Source organism: Alteromonas sp. ABM1_013 (assembly GCF_056160505.1).
Genome location: NZ_JBSWXH010000005.1, coordinates 515,199 through 539,445, shown reverse-complemented (window position 1 = coordinate 539,445; position 24,247 = coordinate 515,199). Strand labels below are relative to the sequence as shown.

At 44.5% G+C, this 24,247-nt stretch carries 25 protein-coding genes and 1 other annotated feature; of the genes, 8 read left to right on the top strand and 17 right to left on the bottom strand.

Features of this window, described 5'->3' with window-relative positions; all coding sequences use genetic code 11:
- The first annotated feature begins 5 nt into the window (after positions 1–5).
- Positions 6–401: an MAPEG family protein gene (locus ACXAGK_RS17065; protein ID WP_474805876.1), complete on the top strand. Its 396-nt coding sequence runs from the start codon at positions 6–8 to the stop codon at positions 399–401.
- Positions 402–942: 541 nt separating this feature from the next.
- On the opposite strand, the gene ACXAGK_RS17060 is transcribed toward ACXAGK_RS17065, so the two are convergent.
- Both ACXAGK_RS17060 and lepB read right to left on the bottom strand, forming a co-directional pair.
- Positions 943–3,537, bottom strand: coding sequence for a TonB-dependent receptor (locus tag ACXAGK_RS17060; RefSeq protein ID WP_474857152.1), 2,595 nt, complete (start codon positions 3,535–3,537; stop codon positions 943–945).
- 444 nt (positions 3,538–3,981) lie between these two features.
- Positions 3,982–4,656, bottom strand: a complete 675-nt coding sequence (gene lepB, locus ACXAGK_RS17055) for a signal peptidase I (protein ID WP_474857151.1) — start codon at positions 4,654–4,656, stop codon at positions 3,982–3,984.
- A 326-nt stretch (positions 4,657–4,982) separates the two neighbouring features.
- Between lepB and ACXAGK_RS17050 the strand changes: the two genes are divergently transcribed.
- Positions 4,983–5,828 carry a formate/nitrite transporter family protein gene (locus ACXAGK_RS17050; RefSeq protein WP_474857150.1) on the top strand — a complete coding sequence of 282 codons (846 nt, stop codon included), beginning with the start codon at positions 4,983–4,985 and terminating at the stop codon, positions 5,826–5,828.
- A gap of 76 nt (positions 5,829–5,904) precedes the next feature.
- Here ACXAGK_RS17050 and hisIE read toward each other — a convergent pair whose 3' ends face one another.
- From hisIE to hisG, 8 genes are read right to left on the bottom strand one after another with little or no spacing between them, the layout of a single operon-like run.
- The gene (gene hisIE / locus ACXAGK_RS17045; protein ID WP_474857149.1) at positions 5,905–6,522 is read right to left on the bottom strand and encodes a bifunctional phosphoribosyl-AMP cyclohydrolase/phosphoribosyl-ATP diphosphatase HisIE; all 618 of its coding nucleotides are present in this window, start codon (positions 6,520–6,522) and stop codon (positions 5,905–5,907) included.
- Positions 6,519–7,331 carry an imidazole glycerol phosphate synthase subunit HisF gene (hisF, locus tag ACXAGK_RS17040; protein WP_474857148.1) on the bottom strand — a complete coding sequence of 271 codons (813 nt, stop codon included), beginning with the start codon at positions 7,329–7,331 and terminating at the stop codon, positions 6,519–6,521. The genes hisIE and hisF overlap by 4 nt, the downstream gene beginning before the upstream one ends.
- On the bottom strand, positions 7,313–8,050 hold the full coding sequence (gene hisA / locus ACXAGK_RS17035; protein ID WP_179983944.1) for a 1-(5-phosphoribosyl)-5-[(5-phosphoribosylamino)methylideneamino]imidazole-4-carboxamide isomerase: 738 nt from the start codon (positions 8,048–8,050) through the stop codon (positions 7,313–7,315). Before hisA ends, hisF begins: the two co-directional genes overlap by 19 nt.
- Complete coding sequence (gene hisH, locus ACXAGK_RS17030; protein ID WP_474857147.1) at positions 8,050–8,679, bottom strand: imidazole glycerol phosphate synthase subunit HisH; 630 nt, start codon at positions 8,677–8,679, stop codon at positions 8,050–8,052. The genes hisA and hisH overlap by 1 nt, the downstream gene beginning before the upstream one ends.
- The gene (gene hisB / locus ACXAGK_RS17025) at positions 8,679–9,749 is read right to left on the bottom strand and encodes a bifunctional histidinol-phosphatase/imidazoleglycerol-phosphate dehydratase HisB (RefSeq protein WP_474857146.1); all 1,071 of its coding nucleotides are present in this window, start codon (positions 9,747–9,749) and stop codon (positions 8,679–8,681) included. The genes hisH and hisB overlap by 1 nt, the downstream gene beginning before the upstream one ends.
- Positions 9,746–10,825 (bottom strand): histidinol-phosphate transaminase, encoded by a 1,080-nt coding sequence (gene hisC, locus ACXAGK_RS17020; RefSeq protein WP_474857145.1) that lies wholly within the window; start codon positions 10,823–10,825, stop codon positions 9,746–9,748. The genes hisB and hisC overlap by 4 nt, the downstream gene beginning before the upstream one ends.
- Positions 10,825–12,129: a histidinol dehydrogenase gene (gene hisD, locus ACXAGK_RS17015; RefSeq protein ID WP_474857144.1), complete on the bottom strand. Its 1,305-nt coding sequence runs from the start codon at positions 12,127–12,129 to the stop codon at positions 10,825–10,827. The genes hisC and hisD overlap by 1 nt, the downstream gene beginning before the upstream one ends.
- A 13-nt stretch (positions 12,130–12,142) precedes the next feature.
- Positions 12,143–13,045, bottom strand: a complete 903-nt coding sequence (gene hisG / locus ACXAGK_RS17010) for an ATP phosphoribosyltransferase (protein ID WP_474857143.1) — start codon at positions 13,043–13,045, stop codon at positions 12,143–12,145.
- 50 nt (positions 13,046–13,095) lie between these two features.
- Positions 13,096–13,213 (bottom strand) — a sequence feature (His leader region).
- A gap of 230 nt (positions 13,214–13,443) precedes the next feature.
- On the opposite strand from hisG, the gene ACXAGK_RS17005 reads away from it, so the two are divergent.
- A complete protein-coding gene (locus ACXAGK_RS17005) occupies positions 13,444–13,683 on the top strand; it encodes a hypothetical protein (protein ID WP_474805895.1) in 240 nt (79 codons plus the stop codon).
- A 13-nt stretch (positions 13,684–13,696) separates the two neighbouring features.
- On the opposite strand, the gene ACXAGK_RS17000 is transcribed toward ACXAGK_RS17005, so the two are convergent.
- Complete coding sequence (locus ACXAGK_RS17000) at positions 13,697–14,470, bottom strand: ParA family protein (protein WP_474857142.1); 774 nt, start codon at positions 14,468–14,470, stop codon at positions 13,697–13,699.
- A 208-nt stretch (positions 14,471–14,678) separates the two neighbouring features.
- On the opposite strand from ACXAGK_RS17000, the gene ACXAGK_RS16995 reads away from it, so the two are divergent.
- Together ACXAGK_RS16995 and ACXAGK_RS16990 are read left to right on the top strand one after the other, a co-directional pair.
- Positions 14,679–16,589, top strand: a complete 1,911-nt coding sequence (locus ACXAGK_RS16995) for a TonB-dependent receptor domain-containing protein (RefSeq protein WP_474857141.1) — start codon at positions 14,679–14,681, stop codon at positions 16,587–16,589.
- Positions 16,562–17,611, top strand: a complete 1,050-nt coding sequence (locus tag ACXAGK_RS16990) for an MBL fold metallo-hydrolase (RefSeq protein ID WP_474857140.1) — start codon at positions 16,562–16,564, stop codon at positions 17,609–17,611. The genes ACXAGK_RS16995 and ACXAGK_RS16990 overlap by 28 nt, the downstream gene beginning before the upstream one ends.
- A 75-nt stretch (positions 17,612–17,686) precedes the next feature.
- Here the strand turns inward: ACXAGK_RS16990 and ACXAGK_RS16985 are convergent, their stop codons facing one another.
- The 4 genes from ACXAGK_RS16985 to ACXAGK_RS16970 all read right to left on the bottom strand — a co-directional run bounded on the left by ACXAGK_RS16985 (position 17,687) and on the right by ACXAGK_RS16970 (position 20,683).
- Positions 17,687–18,676, bottom strand: a complete 990-nt coding sequence (locus ACXAGK_RS16985; protein ID WP_474857139.1) for a hypothetical protein — start codon at positions 18,674–18,676, stop codon at positions 17,687–17,689.
- A gap of 311 nt (positions 18,677–18,987) precedes the next feature.
- Entirely contained in the window at positions 18,988–19,560 is a 573-nt protein-coding gene (locus tag ACXAGK_RS16980) for a lipid-binding SYLF domain-containing protein (protein ID WP_474805903.1), read from the bottom strand.
- 220 nt (positions 19,561–19,780) lie between these two features.
- Positions 19,781–20,026 (bottom strand): DUF6482 family protein, encoded by a 246-nt coding sequence (locus tag ACXAGK_RS16975; RefSeq protein ID WP_179983935.1) that lies wholly within the window; start codon positions 20,024–20,026, stop codon positions 19,781–19,783.
- A 174-nt stretch (positions 20,027–20,200) separates the two neighbouring features.
- Positions 20,201–20,683, bottom strand: coding sequence for a DUF2244 domain-containing protein (locus ACXAGK_RS16970; protein WP_474857138.1), 483 nt, complete (start codon positions 20,681–20,683; stop codon positions 20,201–20,203).
- A 152-nt stretch (positions 20,684–20,835) separates the two neighbouring features.
- Between ACXAGK_RS16970 and ACXAGK_RS16965 the strand changes: the two genes are divergently transcribed.
- The 3 genes from ACXAGK_RS16965 to ACXAGK_RS16955 all read left to right on the top strand — a co-directional run bounded on the left by ACXAGK_RS16965 (position 20,836) and on the right by ACXAGK_RS16955 (position 23,450).
- Positions 20,836–21,744: a sulfite exporter TauE/SafE family protein gene (locus tag ACXAGK_RS16965; protein ID WP_474857137.1), complete on the top strand. Its 909-nt coding sequence runs from the start codon at positions 20,836–20,838 to the stop codon at positions 21,742–21,744.
- Between the two features lie 97 nt (positions 21,745–21,841).
- Positions 21,842–23,146 carry an alpha-amylase family glycosyl hydrolase gene (locus ACXAGK_RS16960; RefSeq protein WP_474857136.1) on the top strand — a complete coding sequence of 435 codons (1,305 nt, stop codon included), beginning with the start codon at positions 21,842–21,844 and terminating at the stop codon, positions 23,144–23,146.
- An 85-nt stretch (positions 23,147–23,231) separates the two neighbouring features.
- Positions 23,232–23,450 carry a hypothetical protein gene (locus ACXAGK_RS16955; protein ID WP_474857135.1) on the top strand — a complete coding sequence of 73 codons (219 nt, stop codon included), beginning with the start codon at positions 23,232–23,234 and terminating at the stop codon, positions 23,448–23,450.
- Between the two features lie 187 nt (positions 23,451–23,637).
- On the opposite strand, the gene nadS is transcribed toward ACXAGK_RS16955, so the two are convergent.
- Both nadS and ACXAGK_RS16945 read right to left on the bottom strand, forming a co-directional pair.
- Complete coding sequence (nadS, locus tag ACXAGK_RS16950) at positions 23,638–23,928, bottom strand: NadS family protein (RefSeq protein ID WP_474805911.1); 291 nt, start codon at positions 23,926–23,928, stop codon at positions 23,638–23,640.
- The gene (locus ACXAGK_RS16945; protein ID WP_474857134.1) at positions 23,925–24,194 is read right to left on the bottom strand and encodes a type II toxin-antitoxin system RelE/ParE family toxin; all 270 of its coding nucleotides are present in this window, start codon (positions 24,192–24,194) and stop codon (positions 23,925–23,927) included. The genes nadS and ACXAGK_RS16945 overlap by 4 nt, the downstream gene beginning before the upstream one ends.
- Positions 24,195–24,247 lie beyond the last annotated feature (53 nt).

Sequence of the window (24,247 nt, the reverse complement as noted above, 5' to 3'; positions counted from 1 at the left end):
AGACCATGGTTTTACCAATCACGGCGTTTTATGCCAGCCTATTGGGTATTTGTTACCTGTATTTGTCGTTTTTAGTTATTGGTGCCAGGCGTCGTCACCAAGTGAGTATTGGCGATGGTGGTCACGAAGATCTTGGTCGTTTAGCGAGAGCCCACGGTAATTTCAGTGAGTACGTGCCCATTACTCTCATTATGATAGCCTGTTTTGAAGCCAATACGGGCCAAGTATGGGCTGTTCACGCTCTGGGAAGTGCATTGTTATTCGGGCGCGTCTTTCACGCTTACGGATTAGGGAGACACTCTGGCGTCAGTTGGCAACGCTTTGCGGGGATGATATTGACGTTTCTAGCTATGCTTTGTGCTGCAATAGGTAATTTGGTGCTTATCCATTTCGGGTTGTAGCCGCAGTATAACTACTAAATTCATATAAAAATGCCAGCTTAATGGAATCATTTCATTAGCTAGCATTTTTTATATCACTTCCAAGCAGATTAAATTAATCAGGTATTTAAGACAGGTTCGCTTTACGTGTTGCGAAGGTATAGTACGAAAACCAACTGAATATTCTCACGTAGCTATGTACTTTGCTGGCACATTCGAGAATACGCAAGAAGACCCATCGCCTCAGGCGTTTAACTGTTAAATAATCTTGGTTGTTATTTAAGTGCTTAAAATCTTGATGACTCTGGTATTTATGATTTTCTACACTTACTTGTTGAAGCGCAGATTTAAAGTGAAGATGATGGATGCTTGGCGCGCCGACATTGTGGGGTCAGAGATTATGGTTTATATCATGATCATTCTGCCGGTACTTTCTGCATGGCTCACTACGGTTCTAATTGAATACTTGCTGTTTTAGGGCAATTTAATCGACGTTAAAAAAGCGCTCAAGGCACAGTAATGTAAAGTAATACCATTGAGCGCTTAGTCGTTTTACAAGCCTTTAGAAGCGGTAAGTTAGTTTAGAGTAAACAAAGCGGCCACGAGGATTGTGCACGCTACCTACGTAACCGTAAAGGTCGCTATCACCATCACCAATAGCAAATGGAGGCTCTTCATCAAGCAAGTTGTTAGAACCGATTACTAAGCGAAGATTGTCGCTGTAGTTGTAACCAAACTGCAAGTCCACCAACATTTGCGAATCTACTGTTCTAGACGTATTTTCTTCAAAGTCTAATACTCCGTCGAAGTCAATGTCAGGCGTGTCTTCAAATTCACCAATAAAGCTAATGTTTAAGTTAGCGTCAAACGAACCTTTAGACCACGTTGTACCGAACAACCAACGATGCTCCGGGTAACCGTATTCGCCCGTGTATTCCAGACCGTCTTTTTCAAACTCGTCCATATATGACCAGTCTAGGTTAAAGCGCACGTTACCGTACTCTTGAAGTTCCATGCTGTAATTAGCACTGAAATCTACACCAGAGGCTTCTTGTGACGACACGTTTTGGTAGGTGTTGAAAATTTTCTGAATAACACCTAGTGACTCACCCTCCTGAGGGTCTAAACGAACACAGATTGTACTGTCTTGGTTATTACACTCGGCATTGTAAACCAAACCAAACTGCTGCTCGTCAATTTTGTTGTCTTGGGTGATGCTCCAAACGTCAATGCTCAAACCAAGCTCTTGAATAGGTGCATAGATAACACCCACGTTCCATGACTCTGATTCTTCTGCATCTAGGTCAGGGTTACCCGCAAACTCGATGTTGTAATCTAGCGATTCACAATCTTGACCTGTAGCTTCACAGCGATATTGGTCTACAAAAAATACGCTTTTCTGCGATGGACCAAGGCCAACTTGTGCAAGAGACGGTGCTCTAAAGCCTTGTGCCCAAGAGCCGCGTACGGTTACTTCGTCGCTCGGCGCCCAGCGTAACGCAATTTTAGGGTTGGTTGTGCTGCCAAAGTCACTGTAGTGGTCGTAGCGGCCAGCTAATTGAAGTTCTAGCTCTTCAGCCAACGGAATTGAAAGCTCTAGATACGCAGCATACTGGTCGCGTTCTGCTGAAGCTGACACAGACTCAGTACCAAATATTAAACCGCGTTGGAACTGTACGTCTGGTACGTCAGACACTTGTTCTTCACGGTACTCCACGCCCGCAGCCATCATGACAACGTCATCACCAAATTCAAAGGCTTCGCCCGTAATGTGTGCATCGACGCTTGTCATGCGAGATTCGCCGCGACGCACAAGACTAGTGGTAATGTCGTCAATTACACTTTGTGGGTTAGTAACGCCACCAAACGGGTTGTAGTTGCCAAGGTCGATTTGCTCTTGTAACCAGTCAACGCGAACCCAGCCTTGTGATTGATCACCGCTTTGCTCTGAACGGCTGCGACCTTTTTGTACCGACGCTTCCCAATCATAGTCGTTGAATGTACCGCGAAGACCCGCGACAAGACGTAGGGTATCAGACTCAATGTCCCAACGACGAGCGCCAGCGTCAACAGGGCGGTAGCGGCCAATTTCGATATCTTGACCAAAAGGATTATCAGGGTGAGTGCCTGGAACGGTTAAACCCGCGTCTTCATCAAGTGGGGTTGCTGCGCCGCCTGCTTCAGACGTATTGTGCTGCATAGCCACTTCCATAAACGCTGTGGTTTCATCGCCAATTTTGTAATCAAATTGACCGATAAAACCTACGCGCTCAGAGGACGGAACCACTAGGCCAAAAGGACCGTAGTCGAACAGGCAACTGCCAGACGCCGTAGCGCTATCTTCAGGACAATCTGGGTCGATGGTTTTAACACCATCTACATAAAAGTAGCCAGGGTAACCACGGGAAGAGCGAAAATCCATGCCGCCATAAGGTGATTGATTTGCTGTACCATAACGACCCATTTCATCAGCGCCTAGCGTGCTGTTGTTAAAGTAGTCGATAATAACAGTAGCACTGCTTTTTTCGCTTTGAGAGCCCCACAAAATGCTCGCAGTGGTTTCATCATAGCTTGGTCCTGTAGTGCCACCGTAACCGGCGTTAATTTCAAGACCTTCATAGTCTTTCTTAAGCACAACGTTAACTACACCTGCTACCGCGTCTGAACCATAAATCGCCGATGCACCGTCTTTTAAAATATCAATGCGCTCAATGGCAGACACTGGAATAGAGTTAATATCAACAAATGAATTCGTGATGCTTTCTGCAAATGCGCTAATTGCTACACGGCGACCGTTAATTAGTACCAGCGTCGCGTCGGGGCCCATACCGCGAAGCGATACTGCTGCAGCACCATTCGCAGTAGAATCTTGGCTATTGTTACGAGTTGAGAAGGTACCTGCACCGGTTGCTGGCATTCTTTCTAATAGCTGCTGTAAATTTTCATAGCCCATGCCTTCAATCATGGTTGCATCAATTGATTGAATGGGAGAAGGGCCTTCCATATCTGTGCGCTTAATACGAGAACCGGTGACCGCAATTCGTTCGAGGTTAGCTGATTCTTCGTCAGCTTGCTGTGCATACGCAGGAGAAAGAGAAGTTAATCCTGAAAGTGCTAATCCCACTGCAATTGCACTTACTTTACGACCTTGTTTCATTATTATTTCCTTATTGTCCATCTTACTTGTTGTGTGTCTCTGCAACATAGTTATGCTGCAAAATTATGAATAGCATTCCTTATACTAAAGTTGCAATAGGGAAAAATAGGAAAAATGTGACACTTGGTTGCAAGGTGTGTAAATAAAGACTTACTTTTTAGTGTTATGCTTGACTAAATGAAGTGATCTTAACGGGTTTAAATCTCGAAAGGCGGAGAGCTGAAGGGTGATCGCCGAGTGCTACTGATTTGGTTTAATTAAGAAATAATTTGTCCATACAAACGTATGGTTTTTAATATGCTAGGTGGGGGGATAACTCATTTTTTTTCGTGAGATATCCGCGACCACTCGTTTTCGCAGATCTGACCAGTCTTTTTATGATGAAAATTTGAACGTGAGTAAAGGTCGCTTTCAAAACGCAATGAATACTGAACTTGAACAGCTTTATTGAAGTGCCACAAAAACTCTGTCTCTTCTCGGTAAATACATATCATGCGTGTCTAAAGAAAATGCAACAGATGTCGCCTTACCTTGAATCTCTTCAACTGGAATGAACCCATAGTAGCGGGAATCGACACTATTGTTTCTGTTATCACCCATAGCGAGGACATGAGCCTTGGGCACAGTGACCATATTAAAACTCTTTGCAGGGCTTGGTATTGGGTTAAGCGCTATAGTGCGGTTATGACCTAGAATGTCTTCAGAATAAACCTGCTCATTTGTGGGGGTTAACGCCGCTTTCTCACCGTTAATAAAGAGCACATTATTGTTTAACGCGACCTTGTCGCCTTCGACGGCAACGACTCTTTTAATAAGCCTTGTGTTAGCTGCGCTGCTGTCGATAATCACGATATCACCGCGTCTAATATCATCAGTTCTAGCAATTACAACATCGGTAAAGGGAAGCTCTAGCGTGTATGCTGATTTATCTACCACCACTCGGTCCCCGACCATAATAGTTGGCTCCATAGAGCCCGTGGGAACATGATACCAGTCGGCCACGCTGCTTCTAAACGAGAAAAGCAAGACGATCAATAAGATAAAAGGCAGGTTGTTTTTTACGCTTTGTTTAATATTTTTCAAAATCGAGTGCTCGCTATTCGCATCTGACAAAATCATGCAAAGACTTTTGAAGTCTCATCTTTCATTGAATATAGAGGTCAATTTAACCCATTCGTTCAACTTACCGGTTTGAAAAATGTAAGTAACTGTGTCTTTGCCTGTTCAGAATCGCCTCACCTCTAGTACTTCTATCTTAGTTTTTTTAAGTACGAACTTCTAAAGAGTGTAATTAATATGACCGAAAAGGTGCGAAATCGACGTACCTGTATAAGAACACGCACCAGTGTAATCAATATCGTCGTGCAATAGCTCATCTACTGTTTCGATATTGCAAACAATTGAAAGAAGTTTAGAAGTTTAAAAAAAGCGTTACGGAGGCATAAGTGACTGAGAAAAAGAAGGAGTCTGGGCGTCGAGAACAGGATGTTGCGCTTAGTCATACTGAAGAAAAGGATGTTCAAAATAATCAAAGTTTAAACTCTGTCTCTTTATACGCAATTGTGCATCGAGAAGGTCTGGAAGAGCTTCAGCGGCCCATGATGTCGCTGTGGTGGTCTGGGGTCGCGGCGGGTATTGGAATTTCGTTGTCTATTCTGGCTGAGGGGATCCTACATCACCTCTTTTCCGGTTCTCCTTATCAGTTTGTGATAGAGAATTTAGGTTATACGGTGGGCTTTGTACTGGTTATAGTAGGTCGGTTACAGCTATTTACTGAAAATACACTGTCAGTTATTTTGCCCTTGCTAAGTAAGCCATCCTTTAATATGGGTGTGTGCATTGCGCGACTATGGACTATCGTTTTCGCCGCAAACATGGTGGGCACCTTCTTAGCCGCCTTTTTCAGCTATACCCTACAAGCGGTTCCATCAGAGCTGGTGGAAGGAATGACTGCTATATCTGAACACTATGCCAAGTTATCACCGTCAGACGCCTTCTCATATGGCATTACGTCTGGCTTTATCATTGCCGCTATTGTATGGATGAAGCCTTCAGTTAAGCACTCTCAAATATTGATGATCGTTATTTTTACCTATCTTATTGCCATCGGAAACTTTACCCACGTAATAGCAGGCTCTACTGAACTCTTTCTATTGGCTCTGCAAGGGCATATCAGTATTGCCGAAACGGCTGCGTTAATAGGCGCAACGTTGATGGGTAATATCGTTGGGGGAACGGGGCTGTTCGCACTATTAGCTTATGGGCAGGTAGTAAGGGAAATCGAGAAATAACACGTAATAAATAAAAATGCCCTTAGCGCTTATCGCACTTAGGGCATTTTATATAAAACGTTAGCGTGTACGCAGATTACTTATGACGCTCACGCAACACATTTAGTGCATCATTTAACGACATATCGCTTGCCTGAAGAAGAACCGTTAGGTGATACAACAAATCAGCGGCCTCGTTTTTAAGCTCTTCTTTGTCGTGCACTGTAGCCGCTAGCGCGGTTTCAACACCTTCTTCACCCACCTTCTGTGCTATGCGCTTGATGCCTTTGTTATAAAGGCTTGCGGTGTAGCTGCTTTTAGGGTCGGCATCTTTACGAGCAGCCAAGACACGTTCTAAGTCTGCAAGAAAGGTAAATGCGGGTGTGTTGCCGTCAAACCAACAGCTTTCAACACCAGTGTGGCATGTCGGGCCGTTAGGGTTGGCTAGTACCAACAGTGAATCTTGGTCGCAATCGCAGGCAACGCTCACTAAATCTAGCGTGTTACCCGAGGTTTCACCCTTGGTCCAAAGGCGCTGCTTTGAGCGGCTGAAAAAGGTCACTTTGCCAGTATCAAGGGTTTTCGCTAGCGCGTCTTGGTCCATGTAACCCTGCATTAATACCTTGCCTGATAGTGCGTCTTGCACAATCGCAGGCAGCAGGTTGTCCATTTTATTCCAAGCCAGTTTATTGCTGTTTTCGTTAGTAATGATCACGGGTTTACTCCTTCTGCTTGCGCCGTTAATCCGTGACGCTTACGCATGGCAACGCCATTGCTGGTTAATTTTGCTTTAAGCTCATCAATGTTGATGATGCCTTTGTGAAATACCGATGCTGCAAGTGCGCCATCTACATCAGCCTGTTGGAACACATCAGTAAAGTGAGCAATTTCGCCTGCACCACCCGATGCAATTAGGGGCACTTCGCAGACATCGCGCACGGCCTTAAGCTGCTTCACATCATAGCCTTTACGCACGCCGTCTTGGTTCATACAGTTAAGTACAATTTCACCTGCACCGCGAGACTGAACTTCTTTAATCCAGTCAATGGTTTGCCACTGGCTTTTCTGTGTGCGGCTCTCATCACCTGTGAACTTGTATACTTCGTATTGGTCGGTTGCTTCGTTATAGAAACTGTCGATACCAATTACTACACACTGCTGACCGAATACATCGTGCAGCTGATTAATTAGATCAGGGTTATTAAGGGCAGGGGAGTTAATCGAGATCTTATCCGCACCCATTTCCAAAATGCGCCCAGCATCTTCAATGCTTTTAATGCCACCTGCGACACAAAACGGTATATCAATAACCTGTGCAATACGGCTTACCCAGCTTTTATCTACCACTCGGGCGTCAGAGCTTGCGGTAATATCGTAAAATACCAACTCGTCGGCACCCGCTTTTGCGTACTGCTCGGCAAGTGGCACGATGTCACCAATAATTTCATGGTTTCTAAATTGAACGCCCTTAACGACTTTACCGTCGCGTACATCCAAACAGGGAATTATGCGCTTTGCCAGCATGCAATAGCCTCCTTCACCGTGAATTTACCTTCAAGTAATGCGCGACCTAAAATTACGCCGCCAACGTTAGTCGGCTTCAAGGCTTCGATATCAGCAATGCTGCCAATACCGCCAGACGCTTGCCAGCTTACATTAGGGAAACGGGCTGCCATTTCTTGATACAGCTCAGTGTTAGCGCCTTGTAGTGTACCATCGCGGCTAATATCGGTGCATAGCACGTGCTTAGCGCCAACTGTAGCGAAGTCTTCAAGCAAGCCTTCAAGAGCAACGCCAGAATTCTCTTGCCAACCGTGGGTAGCAATAAGCTTTTCACCGCTGTCGCTAATATTGATATCAAGAGCTAAAACGATGTGCTCTGGACCGTACTTTTCTACCCAAGACTTTACTAGCTCAGGTTGTTTTACCGCCAAAGAGCCTATTACTACGCGGCTTACGCCAGTTTCAAGTAACTGTGCTACTTCTTCTTCGCTACGAATACCGCCGCCGGCTTGAAACTTCATGCGCTTAGTGTCGACCATAGACTTAATCAGTGAAAGCTGACGCTTACTAGTATCTTTAGCGCCCGTCAGGTCAACAATGTGCAGCCAAGTTGCGCCTTGGTCAGCATAGTCGTGAACCACGTCAACAGGGTCCAGTTCGTATTGGGTTTTTTGCTCGTAGTCACCTTGATAAAGGCGGACTACATGTCCTTCAATAAGATCAATCGCTGGAATAATCATTATAGGTTCACAAAGTTAGTCAGTAGTTGTGCTCCGGCTTCGCCAGAACGTTCTGGGTGGAATTGCACCCCGTAAAAATTATCTTTGTTTATGGCCGCAGAGAACGTATTTCCATAAGTGCAGCTTGCAAGCGTGTGCTCGTATTCAGGAACGGCAAAACTGTGTACAAAGTAAAAGTAGGTATCTTGCGGAATGCCTTTGAACAGACTTTCGTTGTTGTGTGAGACAGTGTTCCAGCCCATATGAGGTAAGCGCACGCCTTTAGATTCCATCCGCGCCACGTGACCTGGCATAAGGTTTAAACAGTCGATGTTACCTGTGCCTTGAAAACCACCCTCAGCACTAGTTTCAACCATAAGCTGCATGCCTAAACATACACCCAGCACAGGTTGGGTTAGCGCCTGAAGGGTTTCTACCAGCGCTTTTTGCTTAATGCTTGCCATAGCCGCTGCTGCGGTACCAACACCGGGTAAAAACACTTTGTCAGCGCTTTTAATCACGTCTACATCGTCAGATACGTCTACTTCAACACCTAGGCGTTCAAGAGCAAAGCGTACCGATGAGATGTTGGCACAGCCGGTATTCACTATTACTATTTTTTGTCGCTGGCTAGTGTTTACCACTGACATTACAGTGCTCCTTTACTGCTTGGTAATGCATCACCTTGGCGCGTAATGGCTTGGCGAAGGGCGCGACCAAAGACTTTAAACAAGCTTTCTACCTGGTGGTGTGCATTACCTTCGCTGGTGGATAGGTGCAGCGAAAGACCCATGCTTTGCGCAATCGAGTAGAAGAAGTGTGGCACCATTTCAGTGGCCATTTCGCCTACTTGATCACGACTAAATTCAGCGTCGAACTTAAGGTGAGGGCGGTTAGAAATGTCCATAATACATTCCGCACGGCACTCATCCATTGGCAAGGCAAAACCAAAACGGCCAATACCACGTTTGTCGCCCAGTGCCTTTTTAAGTGCTTCGCCAAGGGCAAGGGCAGTGTCTTCCACGCTGTGGTGATCGTCAATGTGCAAGTCGCCGTCGGTCGTAAGCGTTAGCTCAAAACCGCCGTGGGTAGCAATTTGGTCAAGCATATGGTCAAAAAAGCCCATGCCGGTTTTAATTGTGGACTTAGCTTGCGAGTCTAAATCTACGCGAACGCGAATGTCGGTTTCAGAGGTGGTACGTACCACCTCAGCAATACGTGAAGATGCAAGCAAACTTTTCTGAATATCGTTCCAATTTAAGCTTTCTCGGTTGTATTGAAAGCTGCGAATACCCATGTTTTCAGCAAGCTGTACATCGGTAATTCTGTCACCAATTACAAACGATCGGGTAAAATCCACTTTGCCTTGCTGCAAGTATTCTTGTACTAAGCCAAGCTTTGGTTTGCGGCATGTGCAGTTATCAGCATCGAAGTGCGGGCAAATAAGCACATCGTCAAACACCACGCCTTGGCTTTCAAAAATCGCCATCATGGCGTTGTGTGGCTTGTCAAAGTCTTCTTGAGGGAAGCTGTCTGTGCCCAACCCGTCTTGGTTACTTACCATAACGAGTTTAAACCCAGCTGCTTTAAGCTTTAGCAACGCGGGAATAACGTTCGGCTCGAAAACCAGCTTTTCAAGACTATCTAGTTGCTTATCTACCGGAGGCTCTTCAACAAGTGTACCGTCGCGGTCGATAAATAAAATGGCTTGCTGACTCATGCCGCATCCTCACTATTTTTAAATTCGTTAATCAACTGCATTAAACGCTGATTTTGTTCTTCTGTGCCTATGCTTACCCGTAAACAGTTTTGTAAGTTAAGCTGTTTTGATTGGTCGCGGATTAGCATGCCTTGGCTCACCAAGTACTGCATTAACGCAGACGCTTTCGCGTAGCGGAACAAGATAAAGTTTGCTCGCCTGTCACCAACTAGCTCAAAGCCTTCAACCGCTCTTAACGCTTCAGCTAATGCTTCTTTTTCGCGGTTAAGCGTTGCAACCTGTAGCTCAAGTAACGTTAACGATTCTGCTGATAATGCTTGCGCGGCAATCTGTGCCACTGGCTCTGGTATAGGATAGGGCGCTATCACTTTAAGCAGAGCTTGAATGACGGGGGCCTGAGCAAGCGTAAAACCACAGCGAAGACCGGCAAGTGCAAACGCTTTAGACAGCGTACGAAGTACCACTAAGTTCGGGTAGTTGTTTATTTCATTTGCCCATGTATTGTCAGCATCAAACTCAATATAGGCTTCATCTACCACCACTAAAGCCTTATCAACAAAGTGATTAAGCACAGTCTTAATATCTTCACGAGCGACCGGCGTACCGGTTGGATTATTTGGCGCACAGATGAAAATCACGTTCACGTCTTCTTCGGCGCAAACAGCATTCACATTAAGGCTAAAGTCGTCGTTAAGCGGCACTTTTTTAATGCCCACATCGCAGGTTTCAGCGCTGATTGCATACATACCGTAGGTAGGCGGGCAGATAAGAATCTTGTCTTTACCCGGCGTACAGAAAGTACGAATAAGCAGTTCAATACCTTCATCGGCGCCACGGGTAACGATTAACTGAGACTTATCAAGGCCTGCATAATCGGCGTAACCACTCACTACCGCTTCAGGCTGACACGACGGATAGCGGTTAAAGTTACTGCTATCTACACTATATTCGTTAGCATAAGGTGATTCGTTAGCATTAAGCCAGTCTTGACCACCTGAAAACAAGCGGCGCGCCGATTCATACGGCTTTAGCGGCACTAAGTTTTCGTTAATTAGGTTATCGATAAGCGTCGACATTAGGCGTCTCCCTGCTTAAGTGCCTGCATACGAAGTGCAACAGCTTGTTCGTGGGCGTCTAGCCCTTCCGCTGCCGCTAGTGCCATAATCGCAGGGCCTAAATTACGCATGCCGTCTTCACTTAGTTCTTGAATGGTGTAGCGACGCATAAAGTCCAAAAGCCCAAGGCTAGAGTAATTCTTAGCATAGCCGTATGTGGGCAGCACGTGGTTAGTGCCTGACGCATAGTCCCCTGCAGATTCAGGTGACCACGGACCTAAGAAAATAGAGCCTGCATATTTAATTTTTGGTAAATAATCGCGGGCATTCTCAATCTGCACAATTAAGTGTTCAGCCGCGTAGGCATTGCTTGCTTCAATAGCCTGTTCAATGGAATCGGCAAGTATATAGCGTGCATTTTCCATAGCAGGGCGTGCAATTTCAGCGCGAGACAGCGTAGCTAATTGACGTTCAACCGCAGCTTTTGCCTCTTCAATAAGCGTGGCGCTGTTGGATACCAAAATGGCCTGTGAATCTGGCCCGTGTTCGGCTTGGGAAAGTAAGTCTGCAGCCACAAATTCAGGGTTTGCAAATTCATCAGCAAGTACCAACACTTCTGATGGACCCGCCGGCATATCAATAGCAGCGCCATCAGCACGTTGGCTAACTTGCTGTTTAGCTTCGGTAACAAAGCTATTGCCAGGGCCGAAGATTTTATCGACCTGAGGAATCGTTTCAGTACCCAATGCCATGGCTGCAACCGCTTGAGCGCCACCACACAAGAAGACTTTATCAATGCCGCATTTTCTTGCCGCATAGGCAATTTCAGGCGCAATAAGTTGTTTTTTATTTGGCGGTGTGCACAGGAGTTTATTTTCACAACCTGCCACTAGCGCGGGTACACCAAGCATTAGCACAGTTGAGGGAAGTGGAGCACTGCCCCCTGGAATATACAGACCTACTGCGTCAAGGGCAGTGAAGCGGAGCTCACATTTGACGCCAGGCGTTGTGGTCAGCGCAATATCACTTGGCATTTGCGCTTCGTGAAAGGTCTTTATATTGTTAAACGCTGTGTCGATAGCGTTTGCGACTTCAGGTGTTACCTTAGCAGCAAGGGTATCGATATTCTCTTGCGAAAGCACAAGGCTTTTTAGATCCGGGCAGTCAAATTTCCGTGTGTAATCAAGTACTGCCGCATCACCTTCTGCTTCAACGCGGGCGATAATCTCGCCCACGGTTTGCTTTAACTGTTGGCTATTGGCCATAGCCGGGCGGGCTAGCGCCTGTTTTTTCTCATTTGTCGAGAGAGATGACCAAGTAATCATAATTGTCTGCCTTTTAGCCCATCATTTTTTCGATTGGCATTACAAGAATAGAGCTACAACCAAGGGCTTTAAGCTTTTCCATGGTTTCCCAGAACAAGGTTTCTGTAGAAACTACGTGGATAGCAACTTGCTCTTCATTTCCAGCAAGTGGAAGCACCGTTGGGTTTTCAGCACCTGGAAGTAGGCTCTTAACCTGTTCTAGGTAAGCTTTAGGCGCGTGTAGCATGATGTACTTGCTTTCTTTTGCTAGCAATACACCATCGACACGAGGCATTAGGCGGTTAACCAGTGTTACTTTTTCGTCACTAAGTTCGCTGTCAGTACGTTTGATAAGTACTGCTTTACTGCGGAAGATGACATCCTTTTCAATGAGGCCGTTTGCTTCAAGGGTTGCGCCTGTAGATACCAGGTCACAAATTGCGTCAGCGACACCAGCACGCGGCGCAACTTCTACTGAGCCCTGTAGCATTACGGCTTTCGCGTTAATACCCTGGTCTTTGAAGTAGCGCTCAAGAAGGTAAGGGTAAGTGGTTGCTACTTTTTTGCCTTCTAAAGACTTAATACCGTCGTAATCCATCTCATTAGGTACGGCAATTGATAAGCGACAGCCGCCGTAGTCTAGACGACGCAATACTTCATACTCAAACGGCTTACCTGCTGCTTTGCGTTCAAGCATTTTTTCTTCTAGCTCGTTCTCGCCAATGAAACCAAGGTCGCAAACGCCGTCCATCACTAGACCTGGAATATCGTCGTCACGTACGCGAAGTAAATCGATTGGCTCGTTCGTTGAGTGCGCAATCAGCAGGCGATCACGAATGTTCAATTTAATGCCGATAGCTTTAAGAAGTGCGATGCTGTCATCACTCAAGCGACCTGATTTTTGTACGGCAATTCGAAGTCTGTTGCTGTTACTCATTGAAACGTTCCTTACACGTTGTGTTTTAACTTTTGATTGCGCCTAAAACGAAAAACCCCCGGAAGTTTCCTTCCGAGGGTCGAGAATTTTTCTATCTGCGCCGTTGGAAGGAAATATAGACCTTCCAGCACGAACCTGAAAGGTTATGCTTTGTGGTGATGGTGATGTTTCGCCGCGCAGTTAATCATTTTGGTGAATCTAATTCCTAATTTCGAACGGCTGAAACATTAGCGGTTTGAGCATCGATTTGCAAGGCAAAAGTGAACTCTTTTCCTACATTAACTCTAAATTAATATACATATAATAAAACTATTCGTTATGAATTAGTTGTGAACCATAATTTTAAGCACCATTCGGCCGATAAATTATATAAACCTTTACACATTTTAGGAGGGCGTATGAGCAACGATTTACTGTTTCCCATTTTGCCTCGTAACACCAAAGTGCCGATTGAACCTGATGAGCGGGTGAAAAAAGTGCAGAAGACAAAGAAGTCTGAGCATCTTAGTGAAGACGAGCGCGACAACTATCAAGACATAAAACGCACCGAAGTGGTTGATGCGTCAGTAGAGAACACGAAAGACAAAGAGCGAAGCAATAGCGGCGGTGGGCTTAAGCACATTGATATTGATGTTTAGATTATTCTAGTGATTACTTTTTCTCTGCGTTTAGCGCTTCAAATAATGCTTCTATTTGACCGGTGACCTTGTGCTTTGGTAGATAGAAGGGCAGCGGCACACGCTTAGAATGAGACTCTTTCACCTTCACCGTAGCACTTATATAGCTTTCTAACACTGGCAACCCTTGTTGCTTGAGTAATTGTACTAGTTCTGTAGGCAGTTTTGCCTGACTATTAAATTGATTAACTACAATGCCCAATAGCTTAAGTTCTGGGTTATGGTCCTCTTTAAGTTCTGTTGCATTGTCGAGTAAGTGGTCGATAGCTTGTGCGGAAAAGTCATCACAATCAAAAGGAACACAGAAACCATCTGCTGCAATAAGTGCCGCTTTTGAATAGAAATTAAAATTTGGTGGTGTATCAATAAAAATATGGTCGAATTCCCCATTTAACTCCTTCAGTGCATCTTTAAGCTTAAAAATTTTGTATCGAGATTCGAGTTCTCGCTCTACATCAGCTAAGGCTGGTGAAGACGGCATGACGTAAAGGTTTTCAAAAGGGGTTGGATGAACAAACTCAGCAGGTTTTTTAGCCGTTCTAAATATTCCCACCACTTGTTTGAACATATCAGCAACCGAAAGGCTTTTCTCGTTGGGGTTAAACCCCGTGTAGTGAGTACTGTTACCTTGGGCATCCAGATCCACTAATAACGTTTTGTGACCCAATTTCGCGCTTTGTGCGGCTAAATTGGTACTAATCGTTGATTTTCCCACCCCACCTTTTTGATTAAATACCACGACAATCATACGCGATCCCTATGTTGAAACGGTTATTGAATAAACTGATTGACTAAAATATGCCCAAATACGATTGTGGATGCAAAGTATTGTTTTTATTTGGAGCGTTTGCTTTCTGTAAAAATACCTAAGCGTGACGATAAAAATGAAATTCAACTTTACATATTAATGATAATGATTATCATCAGCTTATTCTTTTTATATTAATCGATTAAGTATGCGTTTTACTCCCACTTTACTGGCAATTTCACTGTATTCACTGTTCTCTCAGAATGTTCTTGCTCAATCTAACGAACAAGATGATATGGAGAGCATCACTGTTACAGCTTCTGGCTTCGAGCAACTTTTGTCTCAAGCACCCGCGTCAGTAAGCGTCATCGATAGAAAACAACTGGCGCAGCGAGCGTACAAAGACATCACAGACGCACTTCGAGACGTGCCGGGGGTTACTGTAACGGGGGGCGGGTACCGCCAAGATATCAGCGTTCGAGGCCTACCTGCACAATATACATCTATACTTGTTGATGGTAAAAAACAAACAGGTAGAGAGTCCCAGCCAAATGGCAGCGGCGGGTATGAACAAGATTGGTTGCCGCCTTTGGACAGCATAGAACGTATTGAAATTGTGCGCGGGCCTATGTCTACCTTATATGGTTCAGACGCAATGGGTGGGGTGATCAATATCATTACGCGAAAAAACTTCAGAAAATGGAGTGGTAACCTTCGCGCAGAAACAAAAATTCAAGAAAATTCAGACAGTGGCTCAGATAGTCAAGTTCAACTGGCATTTTCTGGGCCGTTAATCGAGAATTTGTTGAGCATTACAGCCAGCGGTCTTTATCAAAAGCGAGAAGAGGACGATATTGAACGAGGCTACGCAGAAAAAGATCTAAGCAACATTCGTACAGCGTTTCACTTAACACCAAATACTACAGATACACTCACGTTTGAGTACATCTTCCAAGATCAGACACGTATATCCACACCTGGTAAGTCTTTGCCAGAAAGAAATTCCTTATCAGAGACAGAAAGCGAGAGACATTCATATGCGCTGACTCACGAAGGGAAGTATGATGATGTGACTGCTCGAAGTTACATTCAGCAAGAGTCGGTTGAAAACGTAGGGCGAGATATCACTATTGATAATCTGGTCTTTAATTCTCAATGGTCTTGGGCTGCAAGCGATAGCCACATGCTTACGGTTGGCACAGAGTTTCTTGAAGAGTCACTGGATGATTTTGATACAAACGGCGGCGAGGCGACCAATATTGAAAACAGTCAATGGTCTTTATATGGCGAAGATGAATGGCGTGTTAACGATAGATTGGCCTTCACGCTAGGTATTCGTCTTGATGACAATGAACAGTTTAGTTCCCAAGTTAGCCCTCGTGCGTATGCGGTGTACAACCTCAATGATAATTGGGTAGTGAAAGGAGGTGTCTCTACCGGCTATCGTACACCTGAGCTTCGAGAAATGGCTGATGGTTGGATTCAAGAAAGCCGAGGGGGAGATGTTTACGGTAATCCGGACTTGTCACCTGAAACTACGTTAAACAAAGAGCTCGCGCTTTACTATTCCGGTGATGCTGGCTTGGAGTACAGTATTACGGTGTTCCATAACGACTTCGATGATAAAATTGCCATCGCATCATGTGAACTATCAGTCTGTTTGGATGAAACGGACCGCTACAATATCAATATCGATGAAGCTGAATCTTACGGTGCAGAGTTCGCTGCAAAGTATAACGTTGGAAACTGGTCATTTAACGGTGCATACAGCTACACGCGTTCAGAGCAAAAGACAGGTTCAAATGAAGGCTTACCTCTGGTTCAACAGCCTAAGCATTTGTTCACGCTAAACACCACATATCGCCTATCTGAAGAAAGCGAAATCTGGTCTAGGTGGACAGTAAGAGGGGAAGAAACGGCGTTAACGTCAGTATCTTCACGTTCTATTCTGTCCCCAGGGGTCGGTTTGTTTGACATAGGTTACAACACCAAGCTTACGCGCAATATTAAATTGCAATCGGGGCTCTACAATGCATTAGATAAAACAATGCGATACGAAGAGTTTGGGTATGTTGAAGACGGAAGAAGATTGTGGCTAGGCTTAAATTGGACGTTCTAAAAATAGCGGCTATTGCATGGGCTGTTTGTCTGTGCGCTAGTTGCACTGCTAGCTCATCGCTAACTGCTCAGGATTACGCTCGGAAGGGCCTAGAGAGCGCTGGCCATTTTCCTGGTTTGGCAAACCTATGTGATATTAGTGTTCCACCTAGAAATGTGTTCAAACTCGATGAAAAACGACGAGAACGACCTAAGCGTGCCGAAAGTGGAAGCAAGCCTTTCCGCAAAGGCAAAGGGCGGCGTCAAATACCACCCCAGCAGGTCTTTGATAACCTCTATTATGTAGGGGCAGGCAACGTTGCAAGTTGGGCAATAGATACGGGCGAAAGCATTGTTCTGGTGGATGCGTTGAATAATGACGAGCAAGCTCAACAGTACATAATTGATGGTCTTTCTGCGCTCGGATTAGGCAACAAGCCCATATCTCACCTCATTATTTCTCATGGCCATGGCGATCACTATGGTGGGTTTGAAGTTATCAAGTCAACATATAGCCCTCGCATAGTCATGAGCAATGTAGAGTGGGATTACCTCGAAAACGATAAATTTGCCAGTTATCGTTGGGGTAAAAAGCCAAGCCGAGATGTGGCGGTAGCCGATAGTGAAAAATTGAATGTTAACGGTACTGAGTTAACGCTTTATGTTACGCCGGGCCATACGCCAGGAACGTTAACGGTCGTTTTTCCCGTAATTGACGGAAACGAAAAACATCGGGCTGTGTTGTGGGGCGGTACTGGGCTCAACTACGGCCCTGATGTCTCGCGCATTCAGTCTTATACCGACTCAGCCATGACGATGAAACGATTAGTAAAAGAACAAAATATAGATGTTTTTTTATCGAACCACCCTGGGCGTGCCGGAACAAGAGAAAAGCTTGAAGCTTTAAGTAACCGGGAAAGTAATGAAAAACATGCCTTTGTTCAAGGTCGAGATGTCGTTGTTGAAGCGTTTGAACTGCTTGAAAACTGCACGCGCGCCCAATGGATGAGAATTGAGGAAAAACAGCACGACCAACGTAATTAGGTCGCCTGTATCAAGGCAAGAAGAAGAGGGCGCTTTATGGCTGCCTCATTCCTCTTGCCAGTTCATTACCAGATGCTATTTGCAAAGAGTACGGTGTTTGTTAAACCTTCTCGCACTCAGTAAGCATACTGAGAGAATAAAAATCGCAAACGTAGAGGGGGCACTTACTTCAGTTGAAGATGAGGTGGTAGCAAACGAACTTGCTAGTATGATCTCGCCGTTGACAATCGGGTTGTTGGTCAAGTTAAACACAGGCCCTGTTAACGGCCCGCCAGCAGGGAATAGCGCATCGTAAAATGCATTTAGTGAGAAATCATCGAAAGATACTCTAACCGCGTTGCGTGATTCTGTGCAAGAGGTGTTGGAACACGACTTTTCGACTTCATTAACAAATATTCCCAAGCCAAAGTCAGCGATATTCAAACCTGCAAAGAGAGACTGATTTTCAAGTGCAGTAGCCGTTATGGTATTTCCCCAAAGATTCACTTCCACATCCACAATGTCTGATGAACCTGCTGTAGATAGATTCACGTTTGAGCCGGTCGTGGCGTTTCCGTCAATTTGCGAGATTGTGGAAAGTACATCAGCACTTAGCGTTAAAAAGCCACTTATTCCAAGTAAGTCTGAAAATAAGTCAAGATTAAGGTCGTTTATGGTTCCGCGGCCTGACGTAAAAAAGCTTGCCGGAACAAAACTCGTTAAAGACGATTGAGATTCGCCTTCAATAATGGCGGTGGATAGCGCGCCATCAAACTCTGTAACGTCGATGGGGCTGCCCAACGTACCCGAAGCATCTACGCTTGCGCCAATGATAGTGTCAATCTGTGAATAATTTTCAGGAGCACTACCGCTGGTATGAGCTAAGTTGATAGTTGAGTTAGCGACAGCAGAGACCATACCTCCTATATTACTTGTAATGGAAAGATCGACATGGACTGCATTCCCATAACTGCTGCCTATTATTGCCGCGTTAGTTGAAAAGCCTACCGTCGCCGAAGCGAACAATGCGCTCGTTAATATCGTTCTTACTACTGCTCTTATCACTTTGTTGTTTTTTGGTTGCATGATGAAACCCTCGTTTATGGCTTAGCGTGCTGCTAAGCGAGCCTTTTACAAGTAAAGCGTAGTCACGAGTGTTCAATTCAGTTATGAGGGTTTCCCCCTAAATTTAGACTTTCGTATAAAGGAGCGGTGGAAAAAGCATCTATGTTGGTAACACAACACTGCTTATTTATTTGTTCCAAATTGCCTTTATATTTTGAGTGGAAGAGAGCATATTGTGCAGAGCAAAAAATAAAAAGGCCTCTTGCATTCAAGAGACCTTCGGTGGGTTGGAGCACTAATCGCTAATTTGATTAGGAATAGTTAGGGCTGAGTTAGTTTAGTTCTTTATCTACCCAAAATTTCGTGCCTTTTACAGTGGCCTGCAATGTAAGACCGCTTTCAGTCATAGTGTAAACCGTTACATTACCAAGGTAACCTTCGCCTTCAGCAGACGCGCCTTTATTGCCTGCTTTCGCTGCCACATCTGCGTTACCACCGACGGTCCAACCATTTTCAATGAAATGATTAATCGCTTTTTGAGTATGGAAGACCATAACAATACGATAATCTTTAGCGCCTAATCCTAAGCCAACACCACCTTCAGCCATGTTCATGTAGGTTTTTGCGCCGGTAACGTTATTGTTTACCACACCGTAGCCGGTGCCTGCGGCCACAAAAAACACATTAATGTTGGCGTTAGTGAATACGGCGTAGCCTGCGGCATCCCTTATTTGCGAGCGAGTATCTGGTTTCTCGGTATAGAGACGTGCAAGCGCATTCTCTTGCATGTCTAAAATAGCTTGTTGCTTTTCAGCAACAGTGCCATCACCCATAGAAGCGCAAGCAGTCAATGCCAAAACAGCCGCTATAAATACAGACTTAATCGCTAACTTACTAATCTTCATGCAATTCTCCTTAGCATGTAGGTATTTTATTACTTGCGATAAAAGACACTTTCTACCACATTTAATTCAACAAAATACCGTTTTTATTTACGTTACATGAGTTGTACGCAAAAAATGTGCTAAGTGGAGCATGTGTACATGAAACAGTAGGCGCCTTTGATGAATTGGTAGCTTCGTGCTATTAATTTTAGCCCAAGTTGGGTTCGCTAACAGTCAGCATTCACCATTCTATTTCAAGCTCTAGCGCACCGGGATGATCGGTTTGACCGACCATTTCTTCATACGGAGTACTCTGGCGAAGCCAAACGTGCTCAAATGCTTGCGAATCGAAATGTTCTCTAATTTCATTCAGGCAGTGAAATGTTTTAGGTTGCGACTTTTTGTCTCTGACCAAACTGCGTGATGCACCCATGCCCGTAGCAGCGAGGTAGTTACCACCTTCTAATGATTCAATATATAAATTCATAAAATAGCCCTCGTTAGGTCGCAGCTAACTTTGGCTGCGTCTTATATCTAATTAGTCGAAAACGGCCACAATGATCATTAATTTTGTGTCATGAAGGTTCTCATCATCAATCATTAGTACCTAGAAAAAGGGAACAGAAGAGAGTTTGTCAGATGCAAAATAAGACAACGAGCCTTACCACCATTTGTTTGTGCACACCATGATCCCGGCCTTGTGCAAATTATCGTGTACTAGCTTTTTATCTTCCGAGTTTAAAAAAGCGCCTAACTCAAACTGCTGCATAGAAGTTTGTAAAATTAACCGTGAAATACGTTTTAGGCTTGTGTCCTTTTGATAGAGCAAGGAGGTATCTGGACGTGGGAAGCATAAGCTAGTGCCGTTCGAGCAGGATATAAGGATGCGGTCAGCCGAAATTATAATGGTTTCCCATCGGTAGGTGGCTCTAGACACCAAGTACATAACTAGCGCGAGCAACCCCACTTCTAATCCTGCAAACGGCAAAATTACCCAGGCCCCCGCTATTGACCACGCGATAGCGATTAGACCAATAAACAAAGCAAACGCCATGATTAAGTATTTAGTCTGGCGCCATGTTGCTGAGCGGTTTGGCGAAAGATGCAGTTGCACCTGCTGCTCAAATGTAGATACTTCAACCATATTTTACAAAGTACTGTATATAACAATTGTGTAAGTAAAAGCTTATACGTTATGAGCTAACAATAGTTTGAAAAATGTACTGATGCGAATGGTTAACGTATCAAACAAGTTTATTTTCTGACAATTATCATAGTTGTGTCGTAAGGACGTGTGTGATCTCTTTATTAAAGCGCCAACCTGGCAAGTCAATTTTTGTTCTACTTCTTCTTACTTGGTGTAGCCTTTTATTATCGCAGCCTGCATCTATTGAACTTGTTAAAGAGTTCGGACTTTTCAGCCTTCTTGGTGTGATAGGTGCTATATTTGCAAATGCTACAGGCGCCGGTGGCGGTGTGGTGTTTGTTCCGTTTTTTAACTATCTATCGTTTTCCCCTCAAAGCGTAGTGGCAACCAGCTTTGCTATTCAATGCTGCGGCATGACTGCGGGGGCATTGACCTGGGCGGCGTATTATAAAAGACAGCACCAGCACGATAACTATTGGAACGCGCTGCCGAGCGCTCTACTGCTAACCGTTCCTTCATCTATTTGTGGCATAGGGTTCGCGCAATATTCGTCGCAAAGCCAATTGTTGTTAGCGCAATTGTGGGGCGGTGCCAATAACCTTCACATTGCCTTCGGTGGGTTTTCTATTTTATTAGCCATTGCCATATTCGCGTCTGTTCCATTAATGAAGCGCACTCATTTAGTTAAGGATTTACAAACAAAAGATTTAGTGTTTTTACCATTCATTGGTTTTGTCGGGGGCGTTATTACAGCTTGGCTTTCAGTGGGAGTGGGTGAGTTAGTGGCGGTTTACCTCATTATTCGTGGGTTTAATGTCACTATGTCTATCGCGGTAGCGGTTATTTTATCCGCGTTTACTGTGTGGTCAGCGTTGCCGTATCACGCTTTTATAAATCCGTCGGTGGTTTGGCAGGTCGTTTTGTTTGCGGGGGCTGGTGCAATTATCGGTGGAATGATTGCCAAATATGTAGTTTTGGCATTTTCTGTTCAGCGTCTAAAACTTTTTTTCGGTATGTGGGTACTAATTTTAGGCATCACAAGTTTACCTATATTTTAAGCGTAGCTATCGCCGCTATACAAATGCTAGTGATTAAGGTCGTGAGTGTGATGCGAATTCTTCTTTAAAAACGCTAATCTGTAAAAGGAAAGATAATATGGATATCAATCCTACTCCCCAGAAACGCTATAACGTGCTTCAGCCAAAATGGTCATCTCATGCGGTTATTTATCAAGTAAATACCCGTCAGTTTTCAAAAGAAGGTAATTTTGAGGGAGTAAGAAAGGGACTTGCGCATATTAAATCCCTCGGCGCGGATATCATTTGGCTAATGCCTGTACATCCTATCGGTGAAAAAAACAGAAAAGGTGAACTTGGCAGTCCCTATGCCGTTAAAGACTACTTGGCCATTAATCCAGAGTTCGGTGGCGAAGAGGATTTCAAAGCGCTGGTGGACGAAGCGCACCGGCTATCGCTGAAAGTCATTATAGATTGGGTACCAAATCACAGTGCATGGGATAATCCACTGGTTGAACAACACCCTGAGTGGTACGCCAAAGACTACGAAGGAGATTTTCGTCCATCTCCGTGGTGGGATTGGAGCGATATCATTGAGTTCGATTATGAACAAATTGGCCTTCGAAAATACATGATAAATGCACTGTGTTACTGGGTTGAAAAGTTCAACATCGACGGCTTTCGCTGTGACGTAGCAGGCTATGTGCCTAACGACTTCTGGCGTCAAGCTGTTGAAACATTGAATGCAATTCGACCGGTCTTTATGTTGGCTGAATGGGAGAATCGCGATCTCCACGAAAATGCGTTCAATATGACTTATGCATGGAGTTGGAATGAAACACTGCATGAACTCGCTCACGGAAAGTGTTCACTGGATAGGTTGCGTAAATATTATTCGTGGAACGAACGCAGCTGGCCTCGTTCGGCTTACAGAATGACTTTCGTTAGTAATCATGACAAAAATGCCTGGGATGGCACACAGCGTGAACAGTTTGGCAAAGCACTTGAAGCGTGCATTGCTTTATCGGTAATAGGTGAGGGCATGCCGCTTATTCACAACGGGCAAGAAGCGGGAGAAACCAAACGCTTAGCATTCTTCGAACGCGATCCTATACAGTGGCAAGACCATGAAATTGGCAACTTGTATCGCGAGCTTATTGCACTCAAAAAATCTAAAGCCGTGTTAGGAAATGGAGAGTATGGCGCAAGAATGATTCAGGTCCCGAATTCGAAAATGGACCAGGTTTTTAGCTTCGTACGTCACAACGAGCGAGAAAAAGTGTTTGTTGTGATTAACTTTTCTAATAAACAGCTTGATGTAACGTTTGAAGAACCATTGTTTGAAGGTGATTATACGCACTGGAAGTATGAAAGAAAGCGAAATTTTGAAGCTGGTTCTGTCTGTAAGCTTGAACCTTGGAAGTTTGAAATTTGGGTAGCTTGAAGCGTTGATCGTTTGGCGTCGTGTTTAACTACAAAAGGTATATGAGATTTTTTATTTTTTACTAAGTAAAGATTAAGGACGAACAATGACTACGAATGATCCAAATGAAAAAACCGAAGACCGCTCTTTAAATAATCATGCTGCGCTGAAAACTTCCATTGCCAATGGGGATGTGGATGAGGTTAAAACGCGTCTTAAAGGCCACGCATTAGATAAGCTAGAAAAAGGTTATCTTATCGATCTCGCCCGCTTGAGTGGTAACAGTGAAATCGAGAAAGTGATCAAATCTACACCGGAAATTTGAATGTATGCCTTATAGACCTAATGTGTAACACATTAAGCCTATTGGTGTGATTACTAAGGGAAACTGACGGTATAAGTTCTAAGCTATTCTGACATAATCTGGCAGGCGGCTATAGACAAGGAGCGGATATTCGTCGTGGCTCCTAGTGCATTGCCGAACGTACTATCATGCGGTTAATATTGGCTATCTAGTGATTAAGTGCTTCCAAGGCGAGCTTAGGATCAGCATCTAAGATCTTAAGCAAAGCACGAGCAGGACCTGTTGGATGGCGTCGGCCTTGTTCCCAATTCTCTAGTGTGCGTTTACTCACCCCCAAAACGTCAGCAAAACGGGTTTGTGTTAACCCCGTTTTTGCACGAATGGCTTTAACTTGAGGCTTAGCAAATTCAGTTGTACGGGAAGGCTTTGCTTTACCTTTGATGATATCGTCTGCCTGAGACACACTTTCTATCAATTGTTCAAACATGTCACCATTCATTCTGACCACCTCTCTACGATCTTCTTCAGCGCTTTAAGCTGCGTATCTGTCAAATTATCCTGCACATTTTTTGGGTATGCCAACAGCATATAAAGTTGGTCATTGTCGGTCATCCAATAATAGATAACTCTAGCACCACCACTTTTACCCCTTCCTTCCAGCGCCCAGCGTACCTTTCTAAGGCCACCACTATTTTTAATTAATGAGCCTCTATCTGGCCTGCTGACAAGTGCTTCCTGCAAGTCTTTGTATTCATCATCATCCATCAACTCTTTTATGAGCTTGGTGAATATGGGGGTTTCTATAATTACCATGTGTT